Annotated in this window: 20 protein-coding genes; 15 read left to right on the top strand and 5 right to left on the bottom strand. The window is 42.8% G+C overall.

Translation table 11 applies throughout. From position 1 onward, the window contains the following. From infA to carA, 8 genes are all read left to right on the top strand, one after another. Positions 1 to 219, top strand: a complete 219-nt coding sequence (infA, locus tag G9X63_RS06195; protein ID WP_127803117.1) for a translation initiation factor IF-1 — start codon at positions 1 to 3, stop codon at positions 217 to 219. Between the two features lie 31 nt (positions 220 to 250). Beyond that, positions 251 to 367, top strand: a complete 117-nt coding sequence (ykgO, locus tag G9X63_RS06200; RefSeq protein WP_130895424.1) for a type B 50S ribosomal protein L36 — start codon at positions 251 to 253, stop codon at positions 365 to 367. Between the two features lie 46 nt (positions 368 to 413). Further along, positions 414 to 791: a 30S ribosomal protein S13 gene (gene rpsM, locus G9X63_RS06205; RefSeq protein ID WP_130895423.1), complete on the top strand. Its 378-nt coding sequence runs from the start codon at positions 414 to 416 to the stop codon at positions 789 to 791. A 40-nt stretch (positions 792 to 831) separates the two neighbouring features. Next, positions 832 to 1,227 (top strand): 30S ribosomal protein S11, encoded by a 396-nt coding sequence (gene rpsK / locus G9X63_RS06210; protein ID WP_130895422.1) that lies wholly within the window; start codon positions 832 to 834, stop codon positions 1,225 to 1,227. A gap of 101 nt (positions 1,228 to 1,328) precedes the next feature. Further along, positions 1,329 to 1,934 (top strand): 30S ribosomal protein S4, encoded by a 606-nt coding sequence (rpsD, locus tag G9X63_RS06215; RefSeq protein ID WP_130895421.1) that lies wholly within the window; start codon positions 1,329 to 1,331, stop codon positions 1,932 to 1,934. A 74-nt stretch (positions 1,935 to 2,008) separates the two neighbouring features. After that, positions 2,009 to 2,998 carry a DNA-directed RNA polymerase subunit alpha gene (locus tag G9X63_RS06220; RefSeq protein WP_130895420.1) on the top strand — a complete coding sequence of 330 codons (990 nt, stop codon included), beginning with the start codon at positions 2,009 to 2,011 and terminating at the stop codon, positions 2,996 to 2,998. Between the two features lie 87 nt (positions 2,999 to 3,085). Further along, positions 3,086 to 3,667, top strand: a complete 582-nt coding sequence (rplQ, locus tag G9X63_RS06225) for a 50S ribosomal protein L17 (RefSeq protein WP_130895419.1) — start codon at positions 3,086 to 3,088, stop codon at positions 3,665 to 3,667. A gap of 97 nt (positions 3,668 to 3,764) precedes the next feature. Further along, positions 3,765 to 4,865, top strand: coding sequence for a glutamine-hydrolyzing carbamoyl-phosphate synthase small subunit (gene carA, locus G9X63_RS06230; RefSeq protein WP_252621931.1), 1,101 nt, complete (start codon positions 3,765 to 3,767; stop codon positions 4,863 to 4,865). Between the two features lie 34 nt (positions 4,866 to 4,899). Here the strand turns inward: carA and G9X63_RS06235 are convergent, their stop codons facing one another. From G9X63_RS06235 to G9X63_RS06245, 3 genes are read right to left on the bottom strand one after another with little or no spacing between them, the layout of a single operon-like run. Next, positions 4,900 to 6,309 carry a TonB-dependent receptor gene (locus G9X63_RS06235; protein WP_252621933.1) on the bottom strand — a complete coding sequence of 470 codons (1,410 nt, stop codon included), beginning with the start codon at positions 6,307 to 6,309 and terminating at the stop codon, positions 4,900 to 4,902. A 57-nt stretch (positions 6,310 to 6,366) separates the two neighbouring features. Then, positions 6,367 to 7,218: an N-acetylglucosamine kinase gene (locus tag G9X63_RS06240; RefSeq protein WP_252621936.1), complete on the bottom strand. Its 852-nt coding sequence runs from the start codon at positions 7,216 to 7,218 to the stop codon at positions 6,367 to 6,369. Continuing rightward, the gene (locus G9X63_RS06245) at positions 7,215 to 7,445 is read right to left on the bottom strand and encodes a cytochrome b5 domain-containing protein (protein WP_130895415.1); all 231 of its coding nucleotides are present in this window, start codon (positions 7,443 to 7,445) and stop codon (positions 7,215 to 7,217) included. Before G9X63_RS06245 ends, G9X63_RS06240 begins: the two co-directional genes overlap by 4 nt. A gap of 84 nt (positions 7,446 to 7,529) precedes the next feature. Here G9X63_RS06245 and G9X63_RS06250 point away from each other — a divergent pair, with 84 nt between their 5' ends. The 3 genes from G9X63_RS06250 (at position 7,530) to G9X63_RS06260 (ending at position 11,109) form a co-directional block, all read left to right on the top strand. Then, positions 7,530 to 8,009 (top strand): hypothetical protein, encoded by a 480-nt coding sequence (locus G9X63_RS06250; protein WP_130922606.1) that lies wholly within the window; start codon positions 7,530 to 7,532, stop codon positions 8,007 to 8,009. A 49-nt stretch (positions 8,010 to 8,058) separates the two neighbouring features. Beyond that, positions 8,059 to 9,081, top strand: a complete 1,023-nt coding sequence (gene thiL, locus G9X63_RS06255) for a thiamine-phosphate kinase (protein WP_252621938.1) — start codon at positions 8,059 to 8,061, stop codon at positions 9,079 to 9,081. 108 nt (positions 9,082 to 9,189) lie between these two features. Further along, positions 9,190 to 11,109 carry a polysaccharide biosynthesis protein gene (locus G9X63_RS06260; protein ID WP_252621940.1) on the top strand — a complete coding sequence of 640 codons (1,920 nt, stop codon included), beginning with the start codon at positions 9,190 to 9,192 and terminating at the stop codon, positions 11,107 to 11,109. On the opposite strand, the gene G9X63_RS06265 is transcribed toward G9X63_RS06260, so the two are convergent. Next, positions 11,106 to 11,723, bottom strand: coding sequence for a phosphatase PAP2-related protein (locus G9X63_RS06265; protein WP_252621942.1), 618 nt, complete (start codon positions 11,721 to 11,723; stop codon positions 11,106 to 11,108). The two genes, G9X63_RS06260 and G9X63_RS06265, sit on opposite strands and share 4 nt — an antisense overlap. A 56-nt stretch (positions 11,724 to 11,779) precedes the next feature. Here G9X63_RS06265 and msrA point away from each other — a divergent pair, with 56 nt between their 5' ends. Then, positions 11,780 to 12,439 (top strand): peptide-methionine (S)-S-oxide reductase MsrA, encoded by a 660-nt coding sequence (gene msrA, locus G9X63_RS06270; protein ID WP_130895410.1) that lies wholly within the window; start codon positions 11,780 to 11,782, stop codon positions 12,437 to 12,439. Here msrA and G9X63_RS06275 read toward each other — a convergent pair. Next, positions 12,436 to 15,141 carry a putative LPS assembly protein LptD gene (locus G9X63_RS06275; RefSeq protein ID WP_252621945.1) on the bottom strand — a complete coding sequence of 902 codons (2,706 nt, stop codon included), beginning with the start codon at positions 15,139 to 15,141 and terminating at the stop codon, positions 12,436 to 12,438. The genes msrA and G9X63_RS06275 overlap by 4 nt on opposite strands. 91 nt (positions 15,142 to 15,232) lie before the next feature. Between G9X63_RS06275 and G9X63_RS06280 the strand changes: the two genes are divergently transcribed. The 3 genes from G9X63_RS06280 to prmA are packed head-to-tail and all read left to right on the top strand — an operon-like array spanning position 15,233 to position 17,808. Then, positions 15,233 to 16,030 carry an N-acetylmuramoyl-L-alanine amidase family protein gene (locus G9X63_RS06280; protein WP_420840731.1) on the top strand — a complete coding sequence of 266 codons (798 nt, stop codon included), beginning with the start codon at positions 15,233 to 15,235 and terminating at the stop codon, positions 16,028 to 16,030. Between the two features lie 5 nt (positions 16,031 to 16,035). Beyond that, the gene (locus G9X63_RS06285) at positions 16,036 to 16,983 is read left to right on the top strand and encodes an MlaD family protein (protein WP_130922613.1); all 948 of its coding nucleotides are present in this window, start codon (positions 16,036 to 16,038) and stop codon (positions 16,981 to 16,983) included. 3 nt (positions 16,984 to 16,986) lie between these two features. After that, complete coding sequence (prmA, locus tag G9X63_RS06290; RefSeq protein ID WP_252621949.1) at positions 16,987 to 17,808, top strand: 50S ribosomal protein L11 methyltransferase; 822 nt, start codon at positions 16,987 to 16,989, stop codon at positions 17,806 to 17,808. The last annotated feature ends 36 nt before the right edge of the window (positions 17,809 to 17,844 follow it).

Raw genomic sequence — 17,844 nt, forward strand, 5'->3', positions numbered from 1 at the left:
ATGGCCAAACAGTCCTCGATAGAAGTAGACGGAATTATTTTGGAAGCTCTTTCGAACGCGATGTTTCGGGTAGAATTGGAAAATACGCACCAAGTCATTGCACATATTTCGGGCAAGATGCGGATGCACTACATCAAAATTTTACCTGGAGATAAGGTGAAGTTAGAGATGTCTCCTTATGATTTAAGTAAGGCAAGAATTGTTTACAGATACAAGTAATTTAAGGTTTGATTATATAAATACAGTTAATATGAAAGTTAAAGCATCTATCAAGAAACGTAGTGCAGATTGCAAAGTAATCCGTCGTCACGGAAAGCTTTACGTAATCAACAAGAAGAATCCTAAGTTCAAACAAAGACAAGGATAATTCGACAGAATTTTAAATTGATTAATAACAACAATTAATTACCTATATGGCTCGTATTGCAGGGGTTGATATTCCCGACAAAAAAAGAGGAGAAATTGCGTTGACTTATATTTTCGGTATTGGTCGTAGCACTGCTCAAAAAATTTTAACGAAAGCTGCGGTTTCGTTTGACAAGAAAGCTGGTGAGTGGAACGATACGGAGGCTAGCGCTATCCGTGCGATCATCGCTGCTGAATTCAAAACGGAAGGTCAGTTGAAATCTGAGGTTCAATTGAACATCAAACGTTTGATGGACATCGGTTGCTACCGTGGATTACGTCACCGTAAAGGTCTTCCATTACGTGGTCAACGCACTAAGAACAACTCACGTACTCGTAAGGGTCGTAGAAAAACAGTTGCTAACAAGAAAAAAGTAACTAAATAATAACTAGAGGGTAACACCTCTTCGTATTTCATTTCAAATTATGGCACAAGCAAAAAGAAAAGATAAAGCGAAGAAGAGAGTAGTTGTCGTGGAACAAAACGGACAAGTACACATCAAAGCTTCCTTTAACAACATTATTATCTCCATTACTAACTCAGCAGGTCAAGTGATCTCTTGGGCTTCAGCAGGAAAGATGGGTTTCCGTGGGTCTAAGAAAAACACTCCTTACGCAGCACAGATGGCAGCATCTAACTGCGCAGCGGTAGCTGTTGAAGCAGGAATGAAGAAAGCGGAGGTTTTCGTAAAAGGACCAGGAGCTGGACGTGAGTCTGCTATCCGTACTATCCAAAACTCAGGTATTGAGGTTTCTATCATCAAAGATATTACACCAATGCCTCACAATGGATGTCGTCCTCCTAAGCGTCGTCGCGTTTAATAATTTTTATGCAGGGGTAATTAGTAATTATTTTCCCCCGCTTTTTATTCACAATTTAATTACTTCATTGGGCATAAGAGGTCCAATGACTTTTAAGAAAAATGGCTAGATATACAGGTCCCAAATCCAAGATTGCACGTCGTTTCGGTGAAGCAATTCTAGGTCCGAGCAAAGCATTAGCTCGTAAAAACTATGCTCCAGGAATGCACGGTAAAGGAAAACGTTCAAAGGTTTCTGAATACGCAGTGCAATTGAAGGAAAAGCAAAAAATGAAATACACGTATGGTATTTTAGAGCGCCAATTCGAAAACTTGTTCCACAAAGCTGCTGTTAAGGCAGGGATCACTGGTGAAAACTTGATCAAATTGTGTGAAGCACGTTTAGATAACGTCGTATACCGTTTAGGAATTGCTCCTACTCGTCGTGCAGCGCGTCAATTAGTTATTCACAAACACATCATTGTAGACGGCGAAGTAGTAAATGTGCCATCTTACTCTTTACGTCCAGGCCAATTAGTAGGTGTTCGTGCCAAATCAAAATCTCTAGAAGTAGTATCTAACTCGTTAGCAGCTCGTTCTCCTAAGAACTTCAACTGGTTAGAGTGGGATGGTGTTGAATTGGTTGGTAAATTTGTTGCTATGCCAGAAAGAGATCAGATTCCTGAAAACTTCAACGAACAAGCAATTGTCGAATTATACTCTAAGTAATCTCCTAACGAGATTGCTAGAGTTTATTAAGAGTACCAATAACGTTTTTTCAGTATCATTTTAAGCTACGAAATATGTCAATATTAGCATTCCAAATGCCCGAAAAAGTTGTGATGGAAAAAGCCACAGACTTCCACGGGTTATTTGAGTTCAAGCCACTCGAAAAAGGTTACGGTGTTACCATTGGTAACGCACTTCGTAGAATCTTACTTTCTTCTTTAGAAGGATATGCTATCACAAGCGTTAAGATTTCTGGTGTGTTACACGAATTTTCTGCCATTGAAGGCGTTCACGAAGATGTATCTGAGATCATCTTGAACTTGAAAAAAATTCGTTTCAAGAAGACACAAGAAATTTTGGATAACAAAGTTTCTATGAAAATTAAGGGACAAACGGCTATCACTGCTGGTGATATCGCTAAGTTCACTCCTTATTTTCAAATATTAAACCCTGAATTGGTTATTTGCAATTTAGATTCTTCGAAAGAAGTTGAAATTGATTTAGTAATCGAAAAAGGTCGTGGTTATGTTGCCGCTGATGAGCCTCGTGCAAACGAGTTAGCCTTCGGACACATCGCTATCGATGCGATCTATACACCGATCAAAAATGTGAAGTTCAGCATTGAGAACACACGTGTAGAGCAAAAAACGGATTATGAGAAATTAGTTTTAGATATCGAGACGGATGGTTCAATCCACCCAGAAGATGCTTTGAAAGGAGCTGCGTATATCTTGATCCAACACTTCATGTTGTTCTCAGATCAAACAATGACATTTGAAACTCCTAAAGCAGAAGAAGATAATGTAGTAGATGAGGAATTACTTCACATGCGCAAGTTATTGAAGACTTCATTAGCTGACTTAGATTTATCTGTACGTGCTTACAACTGCTTGAAATCAGCTGACGTTCGCACTTTAGGTGAATTAGCGAAATTAGAAATCTCTGATATGATGAAGTTCCGTAATTTCGGAAAGAAATCATTAACTGAATTAGAGCAATTGATCGAGGAAAAAGGCTTGACCTTTGGAATGGATGTTTCTAAATATCGTTTAGACGAAGATTAATTTATAATTTAAACAAAGTAATAGGTGGTTTGCCGCGAGGTAAACTAACCGCAGCTCGCAAGGGCTTTTAACTTACGAAATAACACAATGAGACACGGTAAAAAATTTAATCACCTAGGAAGAACAGCCTCTCACAGAGCAGCGTTGTTATCAAACATGGCTTCATCTTTGATCTTACACAAGCGTATTCAAACGACGGTTGCTAAGGCAAAGGAATTACGTAAATACGTAGAGCCTATGATCACAAAATCAAAGACAGATAGCACTAACAATCGTCGTGTGGTATTCTCTTATTTACAAAATAAGGATGCGATCAAGGAATTGTTCTCTATCGTTTCTGAGAAAGTAGCGAATCGTCCAGGTGGATATACACGTATTATCAAGTTAGGTAATCGTTTAGGTGATAACGCAGAAATCTGCTTCATTGAATTAGTTGACTTCAACGAAACAATGTTAGCTGCATCAGCGGAGAAAGCGGGTAAAACTCGTCGTAGCCGTCGTGGTGGCGCTGCAAAAGCAACTGAAGCTGCGGCTCCAGTAGCTGCTGAGGAAGCACCATCTGCAGAGGTTGTTGAAGAAGCTCCGGCAGCGGAGGTTGCAGCTGAAGAAGCAGCACCAGAAGCACCAGCAACTGAGGAGTCCACAGAAGAAAAAGGAGAAGACGCTTAATCTTTCTCTTTCTATTTTTTTTAAAGGGCTTCAACTTTCCGTTGAAGCCCTTTTTTTAGGCAATGAGCATTTGATCCCTATTTTATAACAGCATTTTATGAGATTTACCGAGTCCACACCAGCGGTTTTAATTTTACAAGACGGAACCATCTTCCACGGGAAAGCACTAGGAAAAATAGGAACTCACGGCGGTGAGATCTGTTTTAACACCGGTATGACGGGTTATCAAGAAATCTACACGGATCCCTCTTATGCGGGTCAGGTAATTATTAATACGACAGCTCACATCGGAAACTACGGTGTGATGCAAGAAGCAGAAGCAGAATCGAACAAGGTCCAAATCGCAGGAATGGTTTGTAATGAATTCGCTAGCGTTCACTCACGTGAGACGGCTGATGGATCCTTACAAGATTATTTGGCTGATGCGGGTATTGTAGGGATTTCGGGTATTGATACACGCGCTTTAGTTCGTCACATTCGGACGAAAGGGGTGATGAACTGCTTGATTTCTTCTGAAATTTTTGACGAAGCTGCCTTAAAAGCTGCCCTAGCTAAAATTCCTTCCATGGAAGGTTTAGAATTATCTTCCCAAGTATGTACGCAAGAAGCGTATTTCTTAGGCGATGAGAAAGCAGAGCGTAAAGTAGCGGTGCTTGATTTAGGCGTTAAGAAAAGCATTTTGACAAACATCGCAGAGCGTGGATGTTATTTAAAAGTGTTCCCAGCGAAGACTCCCTTTGCGGAAATCGCAGCATGGAATCCAGACGGATATTTCGTTTCGAATGGTCCAGGAGATCCAGCCGTGATGTCCTATGCGATTGACACTGTTTCTGAATTCTTGAAAAGCGACAAACCGGTTTTCGGAATTTGTTTAGGTCACCAAATTCTAGCACAAGTGGTAGGATTAACTACCTACAAAATGCACAATGGTCATCGCGGTTTAAATCATCCGGTGAAAAACTTGATCACAGGTCTGTCGGAAATCACCTCTCAAAACCACGGTTTTGCGGTTAAAATGGACGAGTTGAAGGCATCTGATCGAGCAGAATTGACGCACATTAACTTGAACGACCAAACGGTTGAAGGTTTACGCGTGAAAGGTCGCAAAGCCTTCTCGGTGCAACACCACCCGGAAGCGAGCCCAGGACCACACGATTCACGTTACTTATTTGATCAGTTTATCGATCTAATGAAATAAAAAAAAGCCCTGAGAGAAAATCAGGGCTTTTTTGTTAAGCTTGATAGCCAAAGAGTGCGTGCTCTTTAATGAGTTTGGCGACTGATTTGGGTACATATTGTGCCCATTCATCGGTGCCGCTTTGAATTAAGTCGAGTACCTGATCCGTTCGAATATTCATGAGTTTTTCGTCGTAATTTTTGATCTCTGCTAATTTATCGTTATCCACTAAATACTGGAATAACCCTTTCAAATGAGCTTCCGGTTCGAAATTCTTTAATTGAACGATGTCTCCATTTTCGGCGACGGTGGGGTAGAGGTATAATTTGATGTTTTGGCCAAATAAACAGCCAAAAGCACTCATAATTCCGCCGGGGACCCCCTTATAATGCTTTTCCTCGAAGATGTATTCTAAGTTTGGCATACCCATAACGAGGGCCATTTTTAACTTAGAGAACTGACTCAAAAAGTCGACTAATTTGAAGTATTCGTGGAAGTTAGATATTAATACCGTTTGGCCTAATGAACATAAGATATCCACGCGATCCAGGAAGTCTTTCTCATCGATCTTGTGCGTTTCATTCTCTAAGCTTTTCAGCGTCAATTCAGACAGGACGCAGATTTTGTCATCGTCTACATCCGGCTCTTGCTCGAACTGCGCGACGCCTTTCTTTAACATGTCCGAGAAGATATTCGTCACGGGACGGAAGCGACCACGCACGGCTACGATGTGTTTTTTGGCCAAAGCATCATAGGGCTGCATCACCTTGCCATCGGGACCAAAAACCGCCGCCTGTGTATATCCATGCTTCACTAAATACAGTGACATCAAGCGATTGTCTACCTCTTTAAAGTCCGGTCCTTCGAAGCGAATCATGTCGATTTCGATCCGGTCTTTCGACAAATCATCTAAAAGAGATAAGAGTAATTTTTCTGGATTATCGTAATAATGGTAGCACCCAAACAACAAGTTTACTCCAATCACCCCTAAGGCCTGCTGTTGTAAAATATTGTCATTGTCGAGCATATTGACGTGGATGACCACATCGTTAAATCCTCCGCTTGGCGTTAATTGGAAGCGTAAACCGATCCAGCCGTGGGCGTCATTCGTCTTTTGAAAATTCAAGGCAGAGACGGTATCAGCGAAGGCAAAGAAGCGTTTCTCAGCAGCCGATTCCGTTAAACGCACATTCAATAATTTAAACTCCCGGTTTAACATTTTCATTAAACGCGGCTCGCACACATATTTTCCTGACGCCTCTTCGCCATAAATGGCATCCGAGAAAGCCATATCGTAAGCGGAGATCGTTTTAGCGATCGTGCCTGAGGCTCCGCCTGCTTTGAAGAAATTCGCGGCTACATCTTGACCTGCCCCGATTTCCGCGAAGGAACCGTAGATACTGCGGTCTAGATTGATTTGAAGTGCTTTTTGTTTAGTCCCTATGGATTTAATATGCGATGTCATAGGCAATGTGTTGTGTTTGTTGTCTTAGGCTTCTGAAGATGGTCGCAATTTACGAAATTATGGCCAAAATTCCCCCTTGTGGTATAAGCAAAGTCCTGCCATCGGTCCTTCACTAATATGCCCCACATTCAATCCATGCTTCTTTAAAATTTTCTTCAGTATATCCGAATAATAAAAAGCTACTGAACCGGTAAAATGAACTACGGGCGCTTCCGTATAGCGTTTTAAATACAACGAGATAAAAGCCTCGAAGGATTGTTCAATCAAGCCATAACAATAGGCATCGCGGCGATGATCAAACAGGAATTTGGAAAAGCTCGCAAACCAGCGATTCGGAAAGGCTTGTTTATAGGCCTTGTCTAAAACGGTTAAGCGATCCAGTACGCCAAATCGTTTCTCGAAAACGGCACGAACCTCCACCGGCATTTGGCCATGTAAATAACTTAAAAGCAAAGATTTTCCTAAATGTCCACCACTGCCTTCGTCACCTAACCAAAATCCCAGTGGAGGAATTTGCGCCGAAATGCGCCCACCATCCCAAAATCCCGAATTAGAACCCGTTCCTAAAATACAGGCAATCCCTGCCTCTTTCCCGCAAAGCGATCGGGCAGCGGCGATGAGGTCGTTCTGTATTTCTAAGGAACAATTACTAGGAAAATAAGGCCGAAAGGCCGCCGCAATGACCTCGCATTGCGCCTCGCCCGTAACCCCCGTTCCGTAATAATAGATGGCTTGGATAGGAAGTTCTTTAAATCCGCTTAAAACCGATTGTTGCGCTGTGGTAATCTCTTCGGTAGTTTGGTAGTAGGGATTGATACCCGCACTGCTAAAACTTTCATAAGCCGAAGCCGGATCTTTGATGAGTCTCCAGGCCGTTTTAGTCGATCCACTTTCAACAATTAATATCATACTGCTAGGATTCCGATGGGGATAAATTTCTCAAAGACTTTTTCAGAATGTGGCGCATCAGCTAGTTCAGGCGTTAAATCCTGCCCCGCCCAGTGTTCGTAATGTTTGCCATTTTTCCACAGTTTGGACTCCGTCATGTCATAAATAAGACCCTGAAAGGCAACCCAAATCTCAGGCTTGTCCTGCCCATTTCGAAGGGCTAATTGGCTGCGCGTATATGTCTTCATAATTTACACGAAGCTAAATAAAAAGGGCCAAACCCGCCTTTTTTTCAGAAAGATTTTTAATTTTACATTGCAAAACGCTCGAACATGAAACAGTTTCTACTCCTATTATTGACTCTATCCGTACTGGCTTGTGGTGGCGGTGGAGATCCAGCACCCACACCTACACCACCTACTCCTACCGTGAGTGTGGCTACATTAGTGAAGAAAGTATGGTCTGTCAATACAGCTCAGTGGGATGGTGTCACGAAATATGATAAAGCAGGTACAGCTAATGTAGTGCAGGGGTATTCGCAATACAAACTCGATTTATCTACGGCAGGTTCGGTGACTTTAACGGAATTTGACGGAAAAATATTTACAGGAACCTATACCGTAGCGACGGATGGTTTATCCCTGACTTTAAATGGCTTAACAAGTGCAGAAGGTGCACCTACAGGAACTGGCGGTACGATTACGTATACTATCTTGTCTACACCTACGGCCACAGGCTTAAGTCTTCAACAAACGGCCGCTTATGTGAAAGCAAGTAGCGCGATCGTTAAATTAGTCCTAGTTAATCCTTAAGAAGATTTGATTTAATAGAAGCCGTCCTTGTGGCGGCTTTTTGTGTTATATGGAAAAGAGAACGGAAATTGGAGAAGTAGGGGAGTTTGGTTTAATTAACCACATTGCCTCGAAGTTTACGCAGAAACAGGATTGGACGGACTTAGGTATTGGAGACGATACCGCAGTGTTAGATCCTAAGGGGAATAAGGTAGTTACCACGACGGAATTATTCATTGAAGGGGTTCATTTTGACTTAGGGTATACACCTTTACAGCATTTGGGCTTTAAAGTGGTATCTGTGGTTCTCTCGGACATTGCTGCGATGAATGCCATTCCAGCTCAAATCACGATCGGTTTAGGCTTAAGTAATCGCTTTTCTGTGGAATCGGTGGATGCCTTATATGAGGGAATTCAGCTTGCATGTGAGGAATACAAAGTCGATTTAGTAGGTGGTGATACCACTTCAAGTCCGCAGGGTTTAATTATTTCGATGACTGCGACAGGTGTGGTGGAAGCCGATAAATTAGTGCAACGTGGCACCGCAAAACCGAATGACGTCTTGTGTGTAACAGGTGATTTAGGTGCGGCGCTAATGGGATTACACTCACTAGAAAGGGAAAAACAGGTGTTTTTAGCTAATCCAGACATGAAGCCAGAGTTAGAAGGTAAAAGCTATGTGGTTCTACGTCAGCTGAAACCGATGGCACGTTTCGATATGATTCACGAATTCAGAGATGTAGGTGTTGTTCCTACCTCCATGATTGATTGTTCAGATGGATTAGCTTCTGAGATTATCCATCTGTGTAACGCCTCTGGTTTAGGCGCCCGTATTTTTGAGAAAAATATTCCGATTGATGATGAGACCTACTTAGCAGCGACGGAGTTTAATGTGAGTCCTTTGACCGCTGCCTTGAATGGTGGGGAGGATTATGAATTAGTATTTACGGTTTCTCAGGAGGATTTTCCCAAAGTTGAAAAAATCGCTGACGTAACCGCGATCGGATATATGACGAACATCGGTAACGAAAGAGTGATGGTCATGAAATCGGATGCAATCGTAGATTTAACGGCGCCAGGATTCGGAAAGTAATAGTCCGTTCGTCTACTTTTTCGGCCGTTTGATAAATTTACGACCGGAATCGTTTTAAAATTGGTAATTTTGTCATTGAAATCTAACCGTGTTTAGAAGAGATAAATTATGACGAAGTCTTCCTTCATTCGGAAATACTCAAACCGCTTTCTATCCAGATGGCTGGTCTTGGTCTTTGACTCGTTAATTGTCATTTTCTCGTTTTCTATTGCGACACTTTTGCGAATGAATTTCCAGTTAATGGAAATTGATTTCTCTGTGTTCGCTTCTCAATTGATTTTTGTCTTAGGCTTACGCCTTTTAGCCTTTTTGTATTTTCAATCGTATGCGGGGATTATTCGGCACACCAGCATTGAAGATGCCATTTTAATTTTAAAAGCGGTGTTTGCAGGGTCATTTGGAGCCGTCATGGTTTCTGCCGTGATTCGAAATACGCTAGGCTTTGAACACGTCTTTAATTTATCCGCGTCCATCCTAATTATTGACTTTTTCATCTGTTTGTTCTGGATGGTTATTCTTCGCTTTTTCGTGAAGAGCTTCTACGAATCTTTTGTGAATCAGTTTAAACCCACCATTGGGGTATTGATTTATGGTGCGGGTTATACGGGAATGTTGACAAAGAATGTGTTCCAAACAGACCGGAGTACCAATTACAAGATCTTGGGTTTTATCGATGACAACGAGTCCAAAATTGGGAAGACTATCGAGGGAATCAAAGTATATAGTTTACCTGAAGTGTTGGATAAGTTTGTGGGTTCTAATGACGGAATGGAAGTCATTATGGCCATTAACAATATGTCGGCTAAATCGAAGCGTAAGATTTCGGATATTTTCTTAGATCGGGGTGTGGTGGTTAAAGCGCTCCCTCCAGTGGATAAGTGGGTGGAAGGGGAGTTTGCGATGAATCAAATTCACAACGTAAAGATCGAAGATCTATTAGGGCGCGAAGTAATTCAAATGAATAACAAGCGTATAGGGGAGGAGATTTCAGGTAAAGTAATCCTGGTGACGGGTGCCGCTGGGTCGATTGGTAGCGAAATTGTACGTCAATTGATTGCTTATTTCCCAGCTAAATTAGTCCTTGTGGATCAAGCCGAATCAGCTTTATATGATTTAGAATACGAATTAGCAGGAAAGGTTCCCACGAATGTGCAGTTAATTGTGAACGTAGCGGATGTGTCCGATACGCGTCGTGTTAGTAAGATTTTTAAGAACCACCGTCCTGACATTATTTTCCATGCGGCGGCCTACAAGCACGTGCCTTTGATGGAGAATAATCCTTATGAGGCGATTAAGACGAATGTGATCGGTACACGTATCTTATCTGAATTAGCGGCTGAAGTAGGAGTAGAGAAATTTGTCATGGTTTCTACGGATAAGGCCGTGAATCCGACCAATGTGATGGGAGCAACGAAGCGTTTAGCCGAGATGTATACGCAGTCGATGAACCAATTGGAAGGCGTGAAGACGAAGTTTATTGCGACACGTTTTGGCAATGTACTAGGGTCCAACGGATCAGTGATTCCGTTGTTCAAAAAACAAATTGAGCGTGGAGGACCGGTGACGGTGACTCATCCGGAAATTACCCGCTATTTCATGACGATTCCAGAAGCCTGCGAACTCGTATTAGAGGCGGCTACAATGGGACAAGGTGGCGAGGTGTTTGTCTTCGATATGGGTGAATCGGTGAAGATTATTGACTTAGCGAAGAAGATGATCACGTTGAGTGGTCTACGTGTCGATAAGGATATTGAGATTCGCTACACGGGTTTGCGTCCAGGTGAGAAGTTGTATGAGGAGTTATTGAATAACGACGAGAACACGCTTCCTACTCACCATCCTAAGATCTTAATTGCTGAAGTTAATACGCCTTCTTACGCTTACATGGAAGTGGCGACGAACGATTTGAATCACTTGTTATCGAGTGGTACGAATAATTCGATTGTGGCTAAAATCAAGGAGATTATTCCAGAGTACAAATCAAACAATTCGGTGTTTGAGACCTTAGACAAGAAAAAATCGTCTTAATTAATTCCTGCCTTCTTGACGATCCAGATGGCCGCTAGCGTAAATAGTGGCGCTGCAGCCACGTCTATGCTATAATGCACATGCTGAATCAATAATAAGCTAACTAATAGCAGACTAAGAGCGATGGCGATGCGTCTTTCTCGCGTGGTAGGCAAAAAGAAGCAAACAAAGACCATTGTCGCTGTGTGTCCTGAAAAGAATAGGTCCTTCGTGATAGGCATATTTTCGCCATAGATGAAAAACTCAGCAAGAGGATCATGCAAATCGACTAAACCCACAGGTGGATTTAGGGCCACGAAATAAATCGTTAAAAAGCGAAACAGCGTCTCGAAATTAAATGCCCAGGCGAACCAAACGAATCTTTTAGGGTCTTGCAGTAATCGATATAACAAGTAGATGACGGATAAATAGATGATCCCAAAGATAGGGTAGGAAACATTTAGGGCCGGAAGGGCGTTAAGTAATGGATCGTTCCATTGGATGCCTTCGCGCAATTGAATCCATTGGAAATAATCATCCGCTTTAAAAGGGAAAATAAGGAACACGGCTAAGGCACTGACGAACTGTAGCGCAAAGGTGCGGTCACTAAAGGCGGCTTTCCAGGTTTGTTTCAAGTTTGAACTAAAATTAGGTAATTTAGGATGCGAAATTAGTGCTAAAAAACAATAAGATGAAAAAGATCTCGAAAATTACGGTAATTGTGTTGAGTATCATCACGAGCGCTTTTCATTTTTCGTGCGGAAGTGCCGGCGAGAAAAAGGAGGCAGGATTAAAAAAACAAACAACTAAGATGGATCAGAAATTAGACAAAATAACGTTTGGAGCGGGATGCTTCTGGTGTGTGGAGGCGGTGTTTCAACGTGTGAAAGGGGTTAAGTCCGTGACTTCGGGCTATATGGGCGGTAAGATTAAGAATCCAACCTACCGCGAGGTTTGTTCAGGACTAACGGGTCACGCAGAAGTGTGTCAGTTAGCGTATGACCCGAAGGAAGTAGATGTGGCGACGTTGTTGGAGATTTTTTGGCAAACACATGATCCTACGACCTTGAATAGACAAGGGGCGGATACAGGCACGCAATACCGTAGCGCGGTGTTTTTCCATACGCCGGAGCAGCAAAAAGAAGCAGAGGCTTGGAAGCAAAAGTTGAATGCACAACACGTTTTCCCTAATCCGATCGTTACGGAAATCACGCCGGCATCGGAATTTTACGTGGCGGAGGATTACCACCAGAATTATTTCAATGAGAATGGGACGGAGCCTTATTGTCAAATCGTCATCAAACCTAAGATGGATAAGTTCCTGAAAGCGTTTAAATCTAAATTAAACTAGAATCCTCCTTTGTCGTAAAAACTGCGCCTGCGAGACAGTTTTAAGTCCTGTAAGAGTGTAGATTTTACGCGAAGATCAAAGGAATAGTTGCTCGCGCGTCCGTAGAATGGGCTCGCGATAGGCGTCCAGTTAAAGTTCATTTCCCAACAATGCAGGTCGCGGTGCACGGACATGTTCGTGTAGGTCAGGCCTTTGTACTTAAAGTCAAAGCCAGACGTCACAGAAAACTTCCACTTTTCGGAAAGACTGATATCCCCTTGAAAGCTTAAGCCACTAATGTTTTGAGGCGAGGCTAAACCTGTCCTATTCATGCTGTATTGGTAGGAGAAGGAGAAATTCCAAGGCACATTCCAGTCGACATAATCGTCTAGGTTTCGGTTAATTTGATTCATTTGAGCCTCACTTGCGTTTTTGTTCTCTTTTGGCTTAGGCTTTCCAGCTGAGAAACGACGGCCGATGGAGAAATTGAAACCTTGTAAACGGGCTAGACCTGCTCCTTGGCTGAACATATAGTCCGGCGTTCTGCGTCCGATGTCAAAAAACAAGGGGTCGGCCACATACAAATAGGGGTCAAAACTGCCGCCCATATTGATGTCAAAATCCTTCACGCGCGAGGCCAGGTTAAAGCCGATATTCGATAGCGCATATTCTTTTGCAAGTAGATTATAGCTTCCATTAATGCCAAAGTTATCCAGGATACGCACCTTCTCCGTGAGCACGCTGGCCGTGTCTGACTTGGTTTTTAACTTCGCTTCGAGCGTATTTTGGAACCCAAAAGAAACGGCCCCAGAAGCTCCCCCATAACTCATCGTGCGCGGGTCAAAGGTGCTAATGCGGCGTATATCCCCTATCTGTTCTTTTCCCTCCGTATTGATGAATTTACGATTGTTAATCCGCACATCTTGGTAATACCCGAAACTCGGATCTGAATAATCTGGCGTATAGCTCAAACTAACCGATGGGACTAATGTATGTCTAATGGCCTCTAAACGCCCTTTTTTGAAACGCAAGGTCCCAAACAAACGCGTATTCATGCTGGCTGAAAAGGCGATCTGGGAATTGAATTTAGGCAAGCCGCCCACGGTATCGATGCGCACCGTTGAATCCGCCGCCACGTAGGTGTATTTGTAGGAACGCGTGTACATATTCCCCGACCAAGAAACCCCAGGCGTCAGGTTAATGTGTTTCGTTAACTTCAAATTAGGCAAGGCTAAAGGTATACTGTAATTGAATTTTGTCTGCGCCTTTTCCCATAAAATAGGCAGGGTGCTCGCATCTACCGGAATGACCCCTGGCGGAACATCGTCGGCTCCTGTCGGAATAAAGGGCTTTTGGATGGTTCCCCGCAAGGAATTGGAAGAACGAGGATACACGTCGAATTCATATCGCGTGTACGGATCACCCACTTGATTCGTCATCGAAATACCACCCGAGAAGTCTAAACCAATCCGGAACTGATCAATGAAGCGATCCCCCAGCGAATTTTTCTTTTTGAAGGGCTGGATCTGGTTAAGGCCAAAGTTGAAGTCTGTTCCCGCATCAAACACCCGGGTACTCGTGTTTTGGTTAATACGCAGATTGATGCTGGTGCGGACGGTTTGGCCAAAATTCCGAGAGTACTGAACAGACGATCCAATCGTATTCGAAAGGTATTGCTGGGTATTAAAGGAGTTGTATTGATTATACGAGTTCGAGGCGACGTTTACCGAGGCAGAAAAGCTCGAGTTTCCTACACTTCTAGGGGCATGCGACCATTGCAAAGCGAAATCGGTTCGTTTTGTGGGGGCAAACTCATCTCCATTACTATTCCGATTAAAGGCTAAATTAAAGCTACCCGTATAGCGATAGCGTTTGTTGTATTGCGAATTAGCGCCTAAACCCCAGCCACCTTTGGAATAAATTTGGCCTGTAAAGCGAATCCCAATGTTTTCACTCGCCGCCCAATAATACCCGCCCTCTCTCAAATAGAAACCACGTCCATTCGGCTCCTCGCCATAAGTGGGCATTATGATCCCTGATTTTCCGGCCTCTTTCGGTTGCGAATAAGGGAAAAACCCAAAAGGCAAGCCAATAGGTAAGGGAATGTCATTTAATTCAAAGTGAAAAGGCCCGGAGATGATCTCTTTTTTACCCACGACTTTGATCTTGCTTGCCTTGATGTGAAAGTGTGGATGGGTTAAATTACAAGTGGTATAGATGGCATTTCGAATATACAGGTTCTCCTCTTCGTCTTTTTTTACGTTTTTCCCCTGCACAAAGCCCTCGCCTTGTTGGGTTACGATGCCTTTAATGATGGCTCGTTTGGTCTTAAAATTATAGCGTATTTCGTCTGAATCGTATTTATCGCTACCCTGCAGAAAAACGGGCAACCCAATCATTTTCTTCGTCAGCGTATCTTGAGTTCCGATAGCGTAGACCTCGTTTTTTGCCCAGTCTAGGCGGATGTAGTTGGCTTCGAGGGAGATTTCTCCGTATTTAACTTTGGCACCCCCATACAGATTCACCACTTGCTTGTCTGCGTCTAAAATCGTAGAGTCTACGGCAGAATAGAAAACGGTCGTCTGCAAATCGGCAGCCGTGTCCTTCGGAATAGACTTTTGTAAAGTATCCGTCGAGATTACCCGCTGTGCCTTAGCCTCAGAAAGAGAAGCAAAAAGGACAAGCAGGGTAATAAAAAGGTAATATGTGGATTTCTTTACCAAATGGAATTTAAAAATTATATTTGTACTTATTAAATACAAGCCTACAAAATTACATCTTTGCTTGTTATCAACGTGTAACAATTAGAAAATAATGTTTAATCAGATAAAATCTATCGGTTTATTTTTTTCGTTGGGTTTATTGCTGACTGCTTGGACGCCTAGCGGCTTTCAGAAGGGAGACATTAAGAATCGAATCAAAGTCGTTTGCCTGGATGCAGGTCATGGAGGAAAAGATCCCGGTTGCTCTGGTCCTAAGGGATCTCACGAGGGGATTGTCACCTTGAAAATCATCATGGAAGTAGGCAGAAAGCTGAAAGCGGCTCATCCAGACCTAAAAATTATTTATACCCGCGATACCGATACATTTATTGAATTAAATGAACGGGCTAATATTGCAAACCGCAACAAAGCTGATTTATTTATCTCGGTACATTGCAATGCGGCTGTGAATAAGAATGCTTACGGAACAGAAACCTACACGATGGGTTTGCACAAGACGGATGGTAATTTGAACGTAGCAAAGCGTGAGAACTCCGTTATCTTGCAAGAGAAGGATTACCAAAAGACCTACGATGGTTTCGACCCAAACTCCCCTCTAGCCCACATTATGATGGCGAATTACCAAAGTGCCTTCATGGCGAGCTCGGTCAAATTCGCCTCGAAGGTGGAGGAGCAGTTTTCGAAAACGTATCAAAGAAAGAGTTTTGGGGTGAAGCAAGCTGGATTTTTAGTGATCTGGCGCACGGCCATGCCCAGTGTATTAGTAGAGACGGGATTTTTAACGAACCCGGAGGAAGAGCAATATTTAGCTTCCGAAAAAGGACAAAGCGAGGTGGCAACAGCTATTGCGACAGCGTTTAGAGCGTACAAAGAAGAAATCGAAAAATAGATACGATGTTCCAAAGCAATGAATTAAAAGTAGGGTTTTTGGCATTGTTAGCCTTCTTAATCCTCTATTTTGGGTTTAATTTTCTGAAAGGAAACGATGTGTTCTCGTCTTCCCGCATTTATTATGTAGAATATGAAAATGTGGATGGCCTCATGGTCTCGAACCAGGTAATGGTGAATGGAATTGAAGTGGGTAAAGTGAAGAAAGTCGAAATTCAGCCTACTAAGGCCAATAAGATTTTAGTTACACTTCGGTTTAGTCAAGATATTGTTATCCCAGATAAAACAGTTGCCGTCCTTTCTGATGGAGCCTTGTTAGGAGGAAAAATCATTCGTTTGCGTTTAGAAGGAAAGGGGAATCTAGCGGAGGAGTCCTTTTTAAAAGGGGAGACTGAAGTAGGAGTAACGGCCTTGTTAAAAGAACGGGCGATTCCCGTGATCGCTAATGCGGATTCTCTTTTAGTTTCTTTCCGCCAAATTTCGAACAAATTTGATCACACCGGCACGTATTTGAATACCCTGTTGAAAACATCGAATGAGACGGTTTCTAACATCAATGGATCTGTCAATGGTATCGTGACAGATAACCGGGCGAATATTGCGCAGATTTCTGCGAATATGAAGACCTTGTCTACCGACCTGATGGAGACGGAAAAACAATTACGTCCGTTGTTAACGAAGTTTAATACGGTGGCCGATTCCTTGAATGCCTTGAAGATAGGCAAGACGTTGAAAGAGGTGGATGCGACTGTGCTTTCGTTAAAGAAGATTGTACAAGGTTTAGAACGCGGGGAAGGTACCGCAGGTAAATTGATTAAGAACGATAGCCTGTACCTAGGCTTAAATAAAACGCTCATCGATCTAGACAAGCTATTGCTTGATTTTAGATTGCAGCCGAAGCGTTATATCGGCATTTCTGTTTTCGGAAAGAAAAACACTCCTCCTTCTAATTAATCTATGTCTACGATTCAAGTGAAAATTACAGCCAGTCCTGAGCTGTCTGATATTTTAGTCGCTGAGCTAGGCGAAATTCAATTCGATATTTTCGAAGATTCGGAGTCTGGGGTAATTGCCTATTGTCCGGAAGTGGATTTCTCTGCGGAGGCGTTAACGGAAATAATGTCCCGTTATGGTCTAGAGACCTACGAGACGAATCGCATCGAGAAGCAAAATTGGAATGAGGTGTGGGAAAGCAATTATGACCCCATTCGCATTGAGGATTTAGTCTTGATTCGCGCGAGTTTTCACCCCTCTGAGTCTGGATTTCAGATGGAGGCGGTGATTAATCCCAAAATGTCATTCGGCACTGGCCATCATGAAACGACTTCGCTGATGACGAAAGCGTTATTCGATGTGGATTTAAACGGTAAAAGTGTGTTAGATGCGGGAACCGGCACCGGGTTGTTAGCATTTGTGGCAAAGAAACGCGGGGCTGGATTTGTCCGCGGATTCGATATCGACGAATGGTCAGTGGAAAATTCAATCGAGAATGCAGGATTGAATGGCTGCGAGGAGATTCCTTTTGGTTTAGGTACCATCACTGACGAAGATGAAAGGGAATACGATGTCTTATTAGCGAATATCAATCGCAATATCTTATTAGCCGAAATGGCCGATTACGCCGCGCGCATCAAGTCCGGCGGATTACTTTTCTTAAGCGGTTTCTACACGGAAGACATTCCACTTTTACTGGAATCCGCTGAAAAGCAGCAACTTAATTTTATCGCGCAAGCATCAAAAAACAACTGGGCTTGCTTGCAATTGAGAAAAAAATCTTAATTTTAAAGGTTTGACTCTTGTAATCCGAGAAATCGG

This window comes from Aquirufa antheringensis (genome assembly GCF_023921165.1).
GTDB lineage: Bacteria > Bacteroidota > Bacteroidia > Cytophagales > Spirosomataceae > Aquirufa > Aquirufa antheringensis.